General features: G+C 69.7%; 12 protein-coding genes. 10 read left to right on the top strand and 2 right to left on the bottom strand.

The genetic code is table 11. The features are described 5' to 3' along the window. Positions 1 to 306 precede the first annotated feature (306 nt). The 6 genes from LWF15_RS31570 (at position 307) to LWF15_RS31545 (ending at position 7,378) form a co-directional block, all read left to right on the top strand. Positions 307 to 1,314, top strand: a complete 1,008-nt coding sequence (locus tag LWF15_RS31570) for a LacI family DNA-binding transcriptional regulator (RefSeq protein WP_232814639.1) — start codon at positions 307 to 309, stop codon at positions 1,312 to 1,314. 242 nt (positions 1,315 to 1,556) lie between these two features. Then, a complete protein-coding gene (locus tag LWF15_RS31565) occupies positions 1,557 to 3,203 on the top strand; it encodes a glycoside hydrolase family 13 protein (RefSeq protein ID WP_269811182.1) in 1,647 nt (548 codons plus the stop codon). Between the two features lie 40 nt (positions 3,204 to 3,243). Then, positions 3,244 to 4,611 carry an ABC transporter substrate-binding protein gene (locus LWF15_RS31560; protein WP_232814637.1) on the top strand — a complete coding sequence of 456 codons (1,368 nt, stop codon included), beginning with the start codon at positions 3,244 to 3,246 and terminating at the stop codon, positions 4,609 to 4,611. 2 nt (positions 4,612 to 4,613) lie between these two features. Further along, a complete protein-coding gene (locus LWF15_RS31555; RefSeq protein WP_232814636.1) occupies positions 4,614 to 5,579 on the top strand; it encodes a carbohydrate ABC transporter permease in 966 nt (321 codons plus the stop codon). Then, on the top strand, positions 5,576 to 6,499 hold the full coding sequence (locus tag LWF15_RS37960) for a carbohydrate ABC transporter permease (protein WP_232814635.1): 924 nt from the start codon (positions 5,576 to 5,578) through the stop codon (positions 6,497 to 6,499). Before LWF15_RS31555 ends, LWF15_RS37960 begins: the two co-directional genes overlap by 4 nt. A 45-nt stretch (positions 6,500 to 6,544) precedes the next feature. Continuing rightward, positions 6,545 to 7,378: an alpha/beta fold hydrolase gene (locus LWF15_RS31545; RefSeq protein ID WP_232814634.1), complete on the top strand. Its 834-nt coding sequence runs from the start codon at positions 6,545 to 6,547 to the stop codon at positions 7,376 to 7,378. Here the strand turns inward: LWF15_RS31545 and LWF15_RS37050 are convergent. Then, the gene (locus LWF15_RS37050; protein WP_332879949.1) at positions 7,330 to 9,678 is read right to left on the bottom strand and encodes a putative bifunctional diguanylate cyclase/phosphodiesterase; all 2,349 of its coding nucleotides are present in this window, start codon (positions 9,676 to 9,678) and stop codon (positions 7,330 to 7,332) included. The two genes, LWF15_RS31545 and LWF15_RS37050, sit on opposite strands and share 49 nt — an antisense overlap. A 248-nt stretch (positions 9,679 to 9,926) precedes the next feature. Here LWF15_RS37050 and LWF15_RS31530 point away from each other — a divergent pair, with 248 nt between their 5' ends. The 3 genes from LWF15_RS31530 to LWF15_RS31520 all read left to right on the top strand — a co-directional run bounded on the left by LWF15_RS31530 (position 9,927) and on the right by LWF15_RS31520 (position 12,225). Next, entirely contained in the window at positions 9,927 to 10,826 is a 900-nt protein-coding gene (locus tag LWF15_RS31530) for an LmeA family phospholipid-binding protein (protein ID WP_232814633.1), read from the top strand. Between the two features lie 72 nt (positions 10,827 to 10,898). After that, a complete protein-coding gene (locus tag LWF15_RS31525) occupies positions 10,899 to 11,126 on the top strand; it encodes a DUF3072 domain-containing protein (RefSeq protein ID WP_232814632.1) in 228 nt (75 codons plus the stop codon). Between the two features lie 19 nt (positions 11,127 to 11,145). Continuing rightward, positions 11,146 to 12,225 (top strand): carboxylate-amine ligase, encoded by a 1,080-nt coding sequence (locus tag LWF15_RS31520; protein ID WP_232814631.1) that lies wholly within the window; start codon positions 11,146 to 11,148, stop codon positions 12,223 to 12,225. Here LWF15_RS31520 and LWF15_RS31515 read toward each other — a convergent pair. Beyond that, the gene (locus LWF15_RS31515; protein ID WP_232814630.1) at positions 12,222 to 13,205 is read right to left on the bottom strand and encodes a TIGR03557 family F420-dependent LLM class oxidoreductase; all 984 of its coding nucleotides are present in this window, start codon (positions 13,203 to 13,205) and stop codon (positions 12,222 to 12,224) included. The two genes, LWF15_RS31520 and LWF15_RS31515, sit on opposite strands and share 4 nt — an antisense overlap. 247 nt (positions 13,206 to 13,452) lie before the next feature. Here LWF15_RS31515 and LWF15_RS31510 point away from each other — a divergent pair. Beyond that, positions 13,453 to 14,536, top strand: a 1,084-nt coding sequence (locus LWF15_RS31510; protein WP_232814629.1) for a methyl-accepting chemotaxis protein, incomplete at its 3' end; no start/stop codon positions are given.

The following is a 14,536-nucleotide window of genomic DNA, read 5'->3' as shown; positions in this document are numbered from 1 at the left end:
TAACCCCCGCATCTCGTTCCACATCCCACCTCCTGACTCACCCTGTCCTCCCTCGCCCGCCGCACCCGCCTCTGATCTCCCAATCCATTCGACCCCAGCCCTTCACCTCCACCCGCCTCTTAGGTCACTCTCACCCGCCGACCACCCACCCCACGCCCGCCACTCAACTCACCCCCACTCGGCGACCACCTCGCCCTCGCCCGCCGACCAGTCCACCCCCTCTTTTTTCGACCCCCAACCAGCCTTCTCACCCTTCCTCTTGCGCAACAGATGCAAACCGCTTGCGCAACGGCGTAGTCTTCTTCCATGACGCGACGACTAGCTGAGGTGGCCAAGAAGGTCGGCGTCAGCGAGGCCACCGTCAGTCGCGTGCTCAACGGCCGGCCCGGCGTCAGTGAGGCCACCCGGCGCTCCGTGCTCGCCGCCCTCGACGTGCTCGGCTACGAGCGGCCGACCCAGCTCAGGGGAGACCGGGCCCGTCTGGTCGGGCTCATCCTGCCCGAGCTGCAGAACCCGATTTTCCCGGCCTTCGCCGAGGTCCTGGCCGGGGGTATCGTGCATCGCGGGCTCACGCCGGTGTTGTGCACCAGCTCGGCCGGGGGCATGAGTGAGCCCGCTTATGTCGAGATGCTGCTGGAGAAGCAGGTTTCCGGCGTGGTCTTCTTCGGCGGGGCGTCCAGCGAGGCCGACGCCACCCACGACCACTTCGTCCAGCTCGAGAATCGCGGCATTCCCGTGGTTCTGCTCAACGCGGCAGTGAAAGAGCTCAGATTCCCCACGGTCTCGACCGACGATTCGGCCGCCGTCGAGCTCGCCTTCGCGCACCTGAGATCGCTTGGGCACGAACGTATTGGGCTGGTCCTCGGCCCGCCCGACCATGTGCCGTCCCGCCGCAAGAGCGAGGCGTTCGGCAAGTTGGTGGCGGGGGCCGGCCTGCAGTGCGCCGACCTGGTCGAGCACACCATGTTCACCGTCGAGGGCGGCCAGCTGGCGGCTTCCCTGCTCATCGAACGCAAGGCCACAGCGGCTATTTTCGCCAGCGACATCCTGGCCCTGGGGGGCGTCAAGGCGGTCCGTCGGGCCGGCCTGAGCGTGCCCGGAGATTTCTCGGTCGTGGGCTTCGACGACTCGTTCCTGATGAACTGCACCGACCCGCCGCTGAGCACCGTGCGGCAGCCGATCGAGGCGATGGGCCGGGCTGCACTGACCCTGCTGCTGAACCAGATCGACGGCGGCATGACGATGGATCGCGAGCTGCTCTTCGAGCCCGAGCTCGTGGTGCGTTCCTCCACCGGGGCTGTCCCGCGTAGCTGACGCGTAGCCGCAGCAACCTTCTACCCGGGGTCATGCCCGCGGGTCGCTCACGCATGTCGGCCGGACAACGTTGACGAGGTTCTGCGACGGCTTGTTGATTGATTGCGCAAAACCATCCGACTCTTGCAAAAGCGGATGCGCAATCTTACGGTGATCACACTCAAGGCTTCGCTGCGTGGCGAAGCCCGAAGCATTCCGGTCACAGCGTCGTCGCCCGGTGCCCCGACGTCTGTTTCCACCTGATGCGCCCCGGCGCAGGAGGTAGGCGAAACGTGACGAACCCGCCCTGGTGGCGCAACGCCGTGATCTACCAGGTCTACGTGCGCAGCTTCGCCGACTCCGACGGCGACGGGGTGGGCGATCTGGAGGGGGTTCGGGCCCGGCTGGGCTACCTGGCCGACCTCGGCGCAGACGCGATCTGGTTCACGCCCTGGTATCCGTCGCCGATGGCCGACGGCGGCTACGACGTAGCCGACTACCGGTCCATAGAGCCCGCTTTCGGCACTCTGGAACAGGCCGAACGTCTGATCGTCGAGGCCTCCGGGCTAGGGCTTCGAACAATTGTCGACGTCGTACCCAACCACGTCTCCAGCGCTCACCCTTGGTTCGTGGAGGCTTTGGCAGCCGGGCCCGGATCGCCTGCCCGTCAGAAGTTCTGGTTCCACTCGGGCAAGGGTCCTGACGGTGGCCAGATGCCGACCCGCTGGGTGTCCAGTTTCTCCGGCGACACGTGGACCCGAACGGTGAACCCGGACGGCCGCCCGGGGGAGTGGTACCTGCACCTGTTCACCCCTCAGCAGCCCGATCTGAACTGGTCGAACCCGCAGGTCAGGGCGGAACACGAGGAGATCCTGAGGTTCTGGTTCGACCGCGGGGTGGCCGGGGTGCGGATCGACTCGGCGGCGATGCCGGTGAAGGATCCGGCGCTGCCCGAGGTGCCGGCCCGGCCGGAACCGGGAGCGCACCCGTTCATCGACCGGGACGAACTGCACGACATCTACCGGGCGTGGCGGGCAGTGGCCGATTCCTACCCGGACGAGCGCATCCTGGTAGGAGAACTGTGGCTTGAAGACGTGGAGCGCTTCGCCCGCTACCTGCGCCCCGACGAGATGCACACCGCCTTCAACTTCGACTTCATGGCCCGGCCCTGGGAGGCCAAGGAGCTCAGGGCCTCGATCGAGGCGACGCTGGCTGCGCACGCCCCCACCGGTGCCCCCGCCACCTGGGTTCTTTCCAACCACGACGTGACCCGGCCGGTCACCCGCTACGGGCGCGCGGATTCGTCGTTCTCGTTCGCCGCCAAGCGTTTCGGCGTTCCGTCCGACCTTGATCGGGGCACCCGAAGGGCGCGGGCAGCGGCGCTGCTGGTGGCTGCTCTGCCGGGCTCTCTCTACATCTACCAGGGCGACGAACTGGGACTGCCGGAGGTCGAGGACATTCCGGCTGAGCGGCGGCAGGATCCGATGCACTACCGCAGCGGCGGACGGGATCCGGGTCGCGACGGGTGCCGGGTGCCGCTGCCCTGGTCCGCCTCGAACCCGACTGCCGGTTTCAGCCCAGACGCAGCGATCGCTGAACCGTGGCTGCCGCAGCCGGCCGACTGGGCGGCACGCAGCGTGGAACAGCAGGAGAACGAGCCCGATTCGATGTTGGCTCTCTACCGCGCCGCTTTGCGGACCAGAAGAACAGAACTGCTTACGGACGACTTCAGCTGGCTTACGTCGTCCGCAGACGTCCTTGCTTTCCGCCGTCCGGCGAACTTCGTCTGCATGGTCAATCTGGGCACCGAACCGGTGCCCCTGCCCGAACCGGCCGAGCTCCTTCTGGCCAGTGGCCCACTGGCCGAAGGGTTCCTGCCTCCGGACACCGCCGCCTGGCTGCGGCACTGAATCACACCGGTCCCTAACGCAAAACCTAGGAGCGACAATGATGTCCATCCGCTCAACCGCCGCCCTGGCCTTCGCCGGTATCGCCGGCCTCGGCCTGTTGTCCGCGTGCGGCAGCGATTCGGAAGGTGAAGAGGGCGCCGGTGGGAAGGTCTCGATCACGGTGGCCAGCGACGCCGGCCTGACCCCCGAAGCGATCCGCTCGTTCGACCAGCAGATCGCCTCGTTCGAGAAGAAGTACCCGAACGTCGACGTGAAGCGCGAGGAATACACCTGGACCGGGCCGACTTTCGCCACCAAGCTGGCCGGCGGCACGCTCCCCGACGTGTTCACCATCCCGTTCACCGACGGCCGTACCCTGATCGCCCGCCGGCAGGTCGCCGACATCAGCGAACAAGTGGCCGAGCTGCCCTACGCCACCAAGTTCAATCCGAACGTGGTGAGCGCCGGGCAGAGCGAGGACGGGAAGACCCAGATGCTGCCGACCGCCGCCTATGGGCAGGCCCTGCACTACAACCGGGCACTGTTCGAGGAAGCCGGGCTCGATCCCGACCAGCCGCCCACGTCCTGGGCCGAGATTCGTTCCGCTGCCAAACAGATCGCCGACCGGACCGGTCAGGCCGGGTACGCGGTGATGACCAAGGGCAACACCGGGGGCTGGATCCTCTCCACCGAGGCCTACGCGATGGGTGGCCGGATGAGCCAGGCCGACGGCGACAAGCAGCAGGCCACGGTGGACAACCCCGGCGCGGTACAGGCCCTGGAGCTGATCCGGGCGATGCGCTGGGAGGACAACTCGATGGGCTCGAACTTCGGCTACGACTGGAACGCGATCAACCAGGCCTTCGCGGCGGGCAAGATCGGCATGTACATCACCGGCGGCGCCACCTACGACAACCTGGTCGCGCAGAACGCGATCAAGCCGGCCGACTACGGCCTGACCGTGCTGCCGCTGGAAGGCACCGACGCCGGGGTGCTGGGCGGCGGCACGCTGGCCGCGGTGAGTGTGAAGGCCGACGAGGCGCAGAAGAAGGCCGCCGTCCAGTGGATCGACTTCTTCTACATGCAGAAGCTGATCACCGAGGAGGGCGCCCAGCGCGACGCCGAGAACCGCCAGGCCGAGAAGCAGCCGGTGGGCACTCCCCAGTTGCCGGTCTTCGACCAGGCCACCGAGCAGGAACGTCAGGGCTGGATCGCCGACTACGTGGACGTGCCGCTCGAGCAGATGAAGCACTACACCGACGCGGCGTTCAGCCAGCCCCTGGTCCCCGAGCCGCCGGTGGCCACCCAGGATCTCTACGCGGCCCTCGACCCGGTGGTGCAGAAGATCCTCACCGACCAGGACGCGAACGCCGGCGAACTGCTGAACCAGGCCGACGCCAAGGTCCAGACCATCCTCGACCGGAGCTGAGGATGAGCGTGATCGAACGCCCGGCAGCGGGTGCCCCCGACGTCCACCGGCGTGATCCGGCCGGTGGGCGCGGGGGCGCGCTGCGGCGGTGGGTGCGGGGCAACGGCCTGGCCGCGGTGATCTTCCTGCTGCCCATGCTGATCGCGTTCGGAGTGTTCTCCTGGTACCCGATCGCCCGGGCGCTGCTGATGAGCCTGCAGCAGACCAACCTGGTCGACCCGGCCGAGTTCGTCGGGCTCGACAACTACGCCTACGTGCTGCAGGACCCGCAACTGTGGACGGCGGTGAAGAACACCGGCTACTTCGCCGCCCTGGCCCTGGTGTTCGGCTATCCGGTGCCCCTGGTGCTGGCCGTGCTGATGAGCGAGGTCCGGCGCTGGCGAGGGGTCTACACCGCCCTGGCCTACCTGCCGGTGGTGGTGCCCCCGGTGGTCGCCGTCCTGCTCTGGAAGTTCTTCTACGACGGCGGCCCCGACGGGGTGTTCAACACGCTGCTCGGCTGGGTCGGGCTGGGCCCCTACGCCTGGCTGAACTCTTCGTCCCTGGCCATGCCCTCGCTGGTGCTGGAGGCCACCTGGGCCGCGGCCGGCGGCACGGTGATCATCTATCTGGCCGCCCTCACCGCGGTGCCTCCGGAGCTCTACGACGCGGCCGAGGTCGACGGGGCCTCGCTCTGGCAGAAGGTCTGGCACGTCACCCTTCCCCAGCTGCGCGGGATTCTCCTGATCACGCTGATCCTGCAGCTGATCGGCACCGCACAGGTCTTCCTCGAGCCGTACCTGTTCACCGGGGGCGGCCCGGCCGACGCCACCCTGACCGTCCTCCTGCTGATCTACAACTACGCGTTCGGCAGCAGCCTGAGCGGTGACTTCGGGGCCGCCACGGCCGCCAGCGTGATGCTCGCCGGTGTCCTGGCCCTGCTGTCTGCCCTGTACTTCCGTCTCACCCGCTCCTGGAGCCAGTCGTGAGCGCAACCCGGCCCCGATCGTCCATTGTTGTTTCGCCCGACCAACCCGATCGCGGCATCGTCTCGAGTCACGAGCGCCGGCAGAGCAGTGTCAGAAGGACGATCAGGGTCACCGAGGTGGGTCTGCTCGGCTTTCTGCTGGTGGTCGGTCTGGGACCACTGCTGTGGCTGGCCAAGGCTGCGATCACTCCCACCCGTGACACCCTGCGTCAGCCGATGGCGTTGTGGCCGAACGGTTTCGACTTCGCCAACCTGTCCACCGCCTGGAACCAGGAGAATCTCGACCACTACTTCCTGAACACGGTGTTCGTGGCCGGTGGCTCGTGGGCCGGTCAGATGCTGGTCGCCACCACCGCCGGCTATGCCCTCTCGGTGCTCCGGCCGCGCTACGGGAAGCTGCTCACCGCACTGGTTCTGGGCACGATGCTGGTGCCCTCCGTGGTGTTGCTGGTGCCGCTCTACCTGACCGTGCTCGACGTCCCCGGCCTGGACGTCTCGCTGATCAACTCGTTCTGGGCGGTCTGGCTGCCGGCCGCCGCCAGTCCGTTCAACGTCATCCTGGTCAAGCGGTTCTTCGACAACCTGCCGCGCGAGGTGTTCGAGGCGGCGATGGTCGACGGGGCCGGCCCGTTCCGGCTGTTCTGGTCGATCGTCCTGCCGATGTCCCGGCCGATCCTCGGGGTGGTCTCGGTCTTCGCCGTCGTCGCGGCCTGGAAGGACTTCCTGTGGCCCCTCCTGGTGCTGCCCGATCCGGCGAAACAGCCGCTCTCGGTGCGGTTGCCCGTCCTGGCCGATCTGATCCAGCTCGACGTGCTTCTGGCCGCCTTGTTCCTCTCCACCCTGATTCCGGTGGTTCTGTTCCTCGTGTTCCAGCGATTCTTCCTGCGCGGCGCCGGGTTGAGTGGCGCCGTGAAAGGGTGACCCTAAGCTCACGGGCAGTCATCTTCCGTCATCACTGGAGGTCCCGTGCCCAAGGTCATCGTCAGCAGCCCGGTCGAGGACGTCGAACTGCACTACACCGACCAGGGATCCGGACCGGTGGTGGTGCTGATCCACGGCTGGCCGCTGTCCGGCCGGTCGTGGGAGAACCAGGTGCCCGCCCTGATCGCCGCCGGGCACCGGGTGATCACCTACGACCGGCGCGGGTTCGGCGACTCCTCACAACCCTGGAACAGCTACAACTACGACACCTTCGCGGCCGACCTGGACACCCTGCTCACCCAGCTCGACCTGAACCAGGTGACCCTGGTGGGGTTCTCGATGGGCGGGGGCGAGGTGGCCCGCTACATCGGTACGTACGGCACCGAGCGGGTGGCCCGGGCGGTCTTCGCCGGTGCGGTGCCGCCGTACCTGTACAAGGCCCCCGACAACCCCGAGGGCGGCCTGGACGACGAGACGATCAAGGCGTTCCAGGACGGGGTCGCTCTCGACCGCCCGGCGTTCCTGAAGAACTTCATCGACAACTTCTTCGCCGCCGGCGACCGGCACGACCTGGTCAGTGAGCCGCTGAAGGAGTACTGCCGGCAGATCGCCGCCTTCGCCTCGCCGAAGGGCACGCTGGAGTGCATCGCCGCGTTCGGGACCACCGACTTCCGGCCCGACGTCGCCAAGATCGACATCCCCACGCTGGTCATCCACGGCGACAGCGACGCGATCGTGCCGTTCGAGGTCAGCGGCAAGCGGGTGGCCGAGACCGTGCCCGGGGCCGAGGTTCACGTGATCAAGGGCGGTCCGCACGGGATGAACGTCACTCACGCGACCGAGTTCAACGAGGCGCTGCTGGCCTTCCTGGCCAAGTAGCTGTCGGCCGGCCGTGACTCGTAGCGGTCCAGCCAGGTGACGAAGGCGTCGGCGGGTAGCGGGGGTGCCCACAGGTACCCCTGCGCCTCGTCGCAGCCCAGGTCGCCGAGCACGGCCAGAGTGGCCTCGTCCTCCACCCCCTCGACCAGCAGCCGCAGGTCCAGCCGGTGGGCGATCTGGGCCGTGCCCGCCACGATCGCGGCGGTGCGCTCGTCGGCCAGGATGCGCCGGGTGAACGCCTGGTCGATCTTCAGTTCGGCCGCCGGGATGTCGTTCAGGTAGCTCAGCGACGAGTACCCGGTGCCGTAGTCGTCGATGCTGATCCCGAAACCCCGCATCGCCATGGCCCGGATCGTGTTGCCGGCCCGGCGCGGGTCCACCATGAAACCGGTCTCGGTGATCTCCATGACGAACCAGGACGGGTCGATGTCCCGGGCCAGGACGTCGTCGAGGATCTCCAGCAGCCGGGGGTCGGCCAGGAATCCGGCCGACAGGTTCACCGAGACCCGCAACTGCAGGCCCGCCTCCCGCCAGCGTTGCCACTGGGTGACCGACTCGTGCAGCACCCGTTCGGTGAGGACGTCCATCAGCCCCTGGTTCTCGACCAGGTCCACGAACCGGGCCGGGCCGAGCAGGCCGTGCCGCGGGTGCTGCCACCGCACCAGTGCCTCGGCGCCGACCACCCGGTGGTCGCCGATCCGCACCTGGGGCTGGAAGAAGACCTGGAACTGCTCCTGCACCGCGGTCGGTTGCGAGCAGACCCACTCCAGGTCCTCGGCCAGTTCCTGCTCCTCCTGGGCGGCGGCGTCCAGGGCCGAGTCGTACAGGCCGGTCCCGCTGCCGGAGGCCTTGGCCCGGTACATCGCCACGTCGGCCCGGCGCAGCAGTTCGACCCCGGGCATCTCCGGCTGGTCGTTGTGCGCCACCCCGACGCTGGCGTGCACCCGCACCGGACGCCCGTCCAGGTTGCGGTAGGTGGCCCCGGCCTCGGCCAGCCGTCGGGCGGTGGCCTCGGCGTCGCCCGCGGCCGGGCCGGTCAGCAGGACGGCGAACTCGTCCCCGCCCAGCCGGGCCAGGAGCCCACCCTCCGGGATGTGCTGCTGGAAGCTGGTGGTGACGTCCTGGAGCAGCCGGTCGCCGACGGCGTGGCCGTAGCGGTCGTTGATCAGCTTGAACCGGTCAAGGTCGATCAGCAGCAGGGCGGCCGGTTGCCGGCGGTCCAGGGCCTGGTCGATGGCCAGGACCATGGCGCGCCGGTTGGCCGCACCGGTGAGCTCGTCGGTGAGGGCCTCCTGCCGGGCCCGGGCCAGCACCGCCAGTTCGTGGACCACGGTGATGAACCGGTAGCAGGCACCCAGCAGCGCGGCCGTGGCCAGGCCGGTGACCAGGGGGTCGCCGGGGCCCCAGAGGGCCTGCTGGACCAGCACGAAGATGCCGGCCACGAGTACGGTCAGCGCCCCGGCGGTGCTCGACTCGGTGATCGCGGGGCGGATCTCGACGGCCGTGGCCCGGCGTTGCGAGGCCAGGCCGATCAGGGCGGCCGCCACCAGGATCAGCCCCTGGGAGGCGATCGCGCCGTGGGCGTGCCGTCCCTCGCCGAAGACCAGCGGGGCCAGTGCCACCGGCATCGGGAAGGACATCGCCCCGGCCACCAGCCAGGCCCGGGGGTCCCGGGCCAGGCCGCTGATGTTGGCGATCGCCAGGGCCGAGCCGACCAGGACGAAACCGGCCCCGATCAGGGCGTAGCCGGCCTCGGTGCGCCAGAAGGCGAGGGCCGCACCGTCGACGAGCGGGGGCCGGTGCCCGATGTTGGCGATGGCCACGATCAGCATCCAGGCGCCGACGCCGTTGAGCAGGTCGCTGGGGTCGGCCAGGGCGGTGCGCGCGAGTTTCCAGCGCACCAGGCCGAGGTAGAAGAACGGGGCGGCGGCGCAGCAGCCCACGGTGAAGACGATCCAGCCGAGGTCGACCCCGGCCGGGTACGAGCCGTGCGCGAGCATGGCCGCGGACTGCCCGGCCAGCACCGCGAAGGTCTGGATCAGCGAACCCAGCAGCAGGTACCGCCAGGCCTCGGCCTCGGGCCCCTCGCCCGGCCGCCGGCGCAGCAGGAGCACCGTGACCACCGCCAGGTAGCCCGCGAGGCCACAGTTCAGGGCCTCGGCGAGGGCGAACGGGGCGTCGGCGGTGACCGCGACGGTGCTCAGCGCGCCCAGCAGGGTGACGGTGGACAGAAGGAGCCCGGCGACCGAGGCCCAGCGGATCGGATGTCCTGCCCCCATGGCGTACCGGGGCTGCGTCACGGCTCTCCATCGGTCACGGGTACAGGCGGTTGACGGTTCCGCTTCCCGCTCACCCGTCCGGACCGGCGTTCCGTCCTGGCCAGTGTGCAAGGGCCTGAAGACATTTGTGGCGGGGTTGGCCGGGAATCACCAGATGGGAGGATGTGCAGTCGGTGGGCGGTCCTCACTTGAACGGCCGCCCCCTGCGGGTGAGCCGATGGTGTTCCATGGGGGCGACGCAGTTCAGGGGTGGGACGGAGCGGAGCGACGTGCAGCACTCGGACGATGCCCAGGCCGCAACGATCTCGGAACCCGATACGGAACCCGGCGAGGAACTGGGTCAGGGCCGACCGCCCCGCCGGCGCAACCGCCGTCGTCTGGTCCTGATCTCGGCGCTGACCTGCGTGGTGCTCCTGGTGGCGCTGGCCGTGGTCGCCAACCTGGTGCTCACGCAGTACGTGAAGGACGGCGTGGTGCAGGCCCTGCGGTGCGCCACCGGCGACGACACGATCACCCCGAAGGTCTCGCTGGGCGAGCGGCCGATGCTGGTCGAGCTGGCCGCGCGCGAGGTCGAGCAGGTCACCATCAGTGGCCTGGCTCCCGACTCGATGCAGCCCGCCGAGGAAGACGCAGCGGTCGAGGCCTCCCCGGTGGCCGGCGGCGAGCTGAGCATCACCCTGCACGGCCTCGGGCTGGGCGACCCGCCGACCCTGAAGTCGGCCGAGGCCGCGGTGAGCCTGCCCTGGGACAGCCTGGCCGGAGCCCTGGCCGCGCCCGCCGAGGGCTCGGCGGACGACCTGGCCGGTGCCACCCTCGGTGAGCAGGACGGCCTCCTGGCGGTGACCCTGCCGGAAGACGTCGCCGGTCAGCCGTTGCAGGTCCTGGTCAGCCTCGAACCCGACGGCAAACAGATGACGGTGACCCCGCAGTCGATCGTCATCGGTGGTCGCACCATCGGCGTGGGCCTGATCTCGCTCTTCGCCGGCGACCTGCTCAACGACGAGAACGGGGAGAGTCAGCTGAAACCGCGCTCGGTCGACCTGGACCTGCCCGAGGGCGCCACCCTGGAGAAGGTCCGGGTGCAGTCCCAGGGGCTGGCCCTGGACCTGGCCATCGACCCGTCGATGGTCCAGGAGAACGGCGCCGCCGGACGCGACTGCCTGGCCTGATCACCGCCTGATCCCCTGCTCAGGGACGTCTCGGCAGGCGTCGAACGGTTGTTCGACCTAGGGTCTGCGGGCATGAGCCAGAACACACCTGAGACCACCGACGAGAGCGTGGCGGCCAGCACCAGCAAGCCGCCGCAGGAGTGGGTCACCGGCGACGAGCCGCCCACCGGAGCTCAGCTCAGCTACCTGGAGACGCTGGCCCGCGAGGTCGGCGAGGAAATGCCCGCCGACCTGACCAAGGCCCGGGCCTCCGAACTGATCGACGAGTACCGGGCGCGCTCCCCGCGCGTCGAGAGCTGATCGTCGCCAGACTGGCGGCATGAGCCGCAGCCGCACGGTCGGGGTGGAGGAGGAGTTCCTCCTGGTCGACGAGGAGGGGGTGCCGAGCCCGGCCGGGCCCCGGGTGGCCACCGGGGCCGACGAGGGCATCGAGCACGAGCTCCAGCAGGAGCAGGCCGAGACCGGTTCCCGGCCCCGCACCGAGCTCGGCGACCTGGCCCGGGACCTGGACCAGCGCCGACGGAACCTGGCCCGGCGGGCGGCCCGCTCCGGGGTGTCGGTGGCGGGCCTGGGCCTCAGCCCGGTGGCGATCGAGCCCACGCTCTTCCCGGAAGAGCGCTACCGGCACATGGCCGCCAGCTTCGGTCCGACCGCCACCGAGGTGCTCACCTGTGGTGTGCACGTCCACGTCGGCATCGAATCCGAGGCCGAGGGCATCGTCGCGATCAACGGGGTCCAGCCCTGGCTGTCGGTGGTGCTGGCGCTCAGCGCGAACTCCCCGTTCCACCAGGGCGCCGACACCGGCTACGCCAGCTACCGCCGGCAGATCCAGGAACGCTGGCCCAGCGCCGGCCCGACCGCGCCCTTCCGCAATCCGGCCGACTACCACGCGATGGTCGAGACCCTGATCAGCTCGGGGGTCATCATCGACACCGGGATGGTCTACTACGACGCCCGCCTCTCGGCCCGCTACCCCACGGTCGAGATCCGGGTGGCCGACGTGGGCGCCGAACCGGACAGCGCGCTGGTGGTCGCCGCCCTGTGCCGGGCCCTGGTCGACTCGGCCGCGGCCAGCGGTCCCTGGCCGGTGGTGGCCCGGCCCGAACTGCTGCGCGGCGCGGCCTGGCTGGCCTCCCGGCACGGGCTGACCGGCGAACTGCTGGACCCGGTCTCCGGCCAGGCGTTCCCGGCCGCCACCCGGGTGCAGCAGTTGGTCGACCAGGTCCGGCACTCACTGATCCGGCACGGCGACCTGGACCTGGTCGAGAGCAAACTGCACGATCTGCTGGAGCACGGCACCGGAGCCGAGCGTCAGCGGGCGGCCTTCGCCCGCCGGGGCGCCGTCACCGACGTGGTGCTCGACGCGGTGGAGCGCGGCCGCGCCGTCAGCGCGAGCTAGTTCTTACCCAAAGTCTCCCGGATACCGGGCAACAGCTCCTTCTGCGCAGCCTCCACGAACGTCCTTTGCTGGTCGCCCCCGATCTGCACCAGGGCGACGTCGGTGTAACCGGCGTCCTTGAAGGGTTTCAGCGCCTCGATGATCGCCTCGACGTCGGTGCCGCAGGGAATCTGCCCGGCGACGTCCTCCGGGCGGACGAACTGGCTGGCGGCGTCGAACCCGGCGGTCGAGGGCAGTTCGGCGTTCACCTTCCAGCCCCCGGCGAACCAGCGGAACTGCTCGTGCGCCCGGGCCACGGCCGCCTCGCGGTCGGTGTCCCAGGAGACCGGGAGCTGCCCGACCTTGCGCGCCGGGGTGCTGGAGGCGCTCGCCGCGTCCCAGCCCCGGCCCAGTTCCGGATCCGGCTCGGTCGAGATCATCACCTCGGCCTTGGGGGCGAAGGCCTGTACCGACTGGGCCCCGCTGACCGCCACCCCGATCGGCACCCGGGTCTCCGGCAGGTCCCACAGTCTCGCCGAGTCGACGTGGAAGTGCTTGCCGCTGTAGGAGACATAGCCACCGTCGAAGAGTGCGCCGATGATGTCGACGGCTTCGGTGAGCATCTCGTGCCGCACGTTCACCGGCGGCCAGCCACGACCCACGACGTGCTCGTTGAGGTTCTCGCCGGAGCCCAGGCCCAGCGTGAACCGGCCCTGACTGAGCAGCCCCACGGTCGCGGCCTGCTGGGCCACCACGGCCGGGTGGTAGCGCACGGTCGGGCAGGTCACGTACGTCATCAGCTCGATGCTGGAGGTGACCTGACTGACCGCACCGAGCGTGGCCCAGGCGTTCGGGCTGTGGCCCTGGGCGTCGAGCCAGGGGAAGAAGTGGTCGCTCATCACGGCGAGGGTGAACCCGGCCTCCTCGGCAGCGGCCGCGTCGCGGACCAGGCTGCGCGGGTCGGTCTGTTCGCACATCAGGGTGTATCCGACGTTAACCATGCCTGCGACCTTGGCACCCGGCCCTCGGGGCCGCACCCGCAGACGCTTCCGCCGAAGTCCGAAGCGCCGCTGAACCAAGATCTTTCGCACGGAGAGAACCGATTGAGGACGATTGGCACGGGCATCGGGGCCGGCGCCCCTTCGGCGGCCGGTTCAGCAATCCTCGGCGGCTGCCGATGGACTGGCGGGCCCTCCGACGGGGTGGGCTGCGTCATGTCCCCAGAAAGGGGACCGGAAGGCGGCTGTGGTGCGCGGATTCAGATTCACGATCGGCCGGAGACTCGCCCTGCTGGGGGCCATCGGGCTGGCGGTGGCAGTGCTCAGCAACGTGGCGGCGCTGAGCCTCGCCGCCCAGGGCCGCGAACTGCAGGCCGAGGAACGCAGCCACCTGCAGGCCGCTCAGCTGATCCGCCGGCTGGACACCCGGGCCAGCGAGCTGAAGGTCGACGGCTACAAGGCCCTGCTCTCGCCCACCCCCGCCGATCTGAAGCAGGACCTGGCCGACGACACGCAGACCGTGACCGACCTGTTCACCGAGCTGGACGCCCTGCCCCTGCACGAGGACGACAAGCAGATGGTCGACGGCATGCGCGCCGCCTTCGACGAGTACGTGCAGGGCATCTCGGCGGTGATCGACGCCTCGGTGGCCGACCAGACCGCCGCGCGGCTGGACTACGAGGCCATCCAGACCGCGAACGACGCCACCGACGAGGCGGTGGGCAACGCCGCCGACGTGCTCGACGCCGCCGTCGTCGACCTGGAGAAGGAGGCCGACGACACCGCCGCGATGATGACCATGGTGATCACCGTGCTCCTGGTGGCCGGGGCGGTGCTGGTGCTGATCTCCACCCTGCTGCTCTCCCGGGCCATCACCCGCCGGGTCAACCGGGTGGTGCTGGTGACCAAGGGGGTTGCTGCGGGCGACCTCTCGCAGACCATCGACGACCAGGGCAACGACGAGATCGCCGACATCGCAGCAGCGCTGGACGGTGCCACCGGCCGGATCCGCACGGTCTTCGGTTCCATCGGGCGCACCTCCGAGCAGCTGCGCCTGGCCGCCGGCGGGCTGACCGAGGTGGCCGCCGAGGTAGGCCGCTCGGCGAGCCGCACGGCCGAGCAGGCCGAGGTGGTGTCGCGGACCGCGGACGAGGTGTCCACGAACGTGCAGTCGGTGGCCGCCGGCGGCGAGGAGATGACGGTCTCGATCGGGGAGATCGCCCGGAACGCCCAGGAGGCGGCGCGGGTGGCCACCGGCGCGGTGTCGGCCGTGCACACCACCACCGGCACGATGAACAAGCTGGGGGAGTCGTCGCGGGAGATCGGCGACGTGG

The organism is Kineosporia rhizophila, from assembly GCF_021277265.1.
Classification (GTDB): Bacteria; Actinomycetota; Actinomycetes; order Actinomycetales; family Kineosporiaceae; genus Kineosporia; species Kineosporia rhizophila.
The sequence above is the reverse complement of the archived record's forward strand: the minus strand, read 5'-3'. Positions and strand labels throughout refer to the sequence as shown.

What these genes read in the sequence shown, in the direction of transcription:
- LWF15_RS31520 (WP_232814631.1), top strand. Translation starts at nt 11,146, where the DNA reads ATGAGCCGCAGCCGCACGGTCGGGGTGGAGGAGGAGTTCCTCCTGGTC.
- LWF15_RS31560 (WP_232814637.1), top strand. Translation starts at nt 3,244, where the DNA reads ATGTCCATCCGCTCAACCGCCGCCCTGGCCTTCGCCGGTATCGCCGGC.
- LWF15_RS31525 (WP_232814632.1), top strand. Translation starts at nt 10,899, where the DNA reads ATGAGCCAGAACACACCTGAGACCACCGACGAGAGCGTGGCGGCCAGC.
- LWF15_RS31515 (WP_232814630.1), bottom strand. Translation starts at nt 13,205, where the DNA reads ATGGTTAACGTCGGATACACCCTGATGTGCGAACAGACCGACCCGCGC.
- LWF15_RS31570 (WP_232814639.1), top strand. Translation starts at nt 307, where the DNA reads ATGACGCGACGACTAGCTGAGGTGGCCAAGAAGGTCGGCGTCAGCGAG.
- LWF15_RS31555 (WP_232814636.1), top strand. Translation starts at nt 4,614, where the DNA reads ATGAGCGTGATCGAACGCCCGGCAGCGGGTGCCCCCGACGTCCACCGG.
- LWF15_RS31565 (WP_269811182.1), top strand. Translation starts at nt 1,557, where the DNA reads ATGCGCCCCGGCGCAGGAGGTAGGCGAAACGTGACGAACCCGCCCTGG.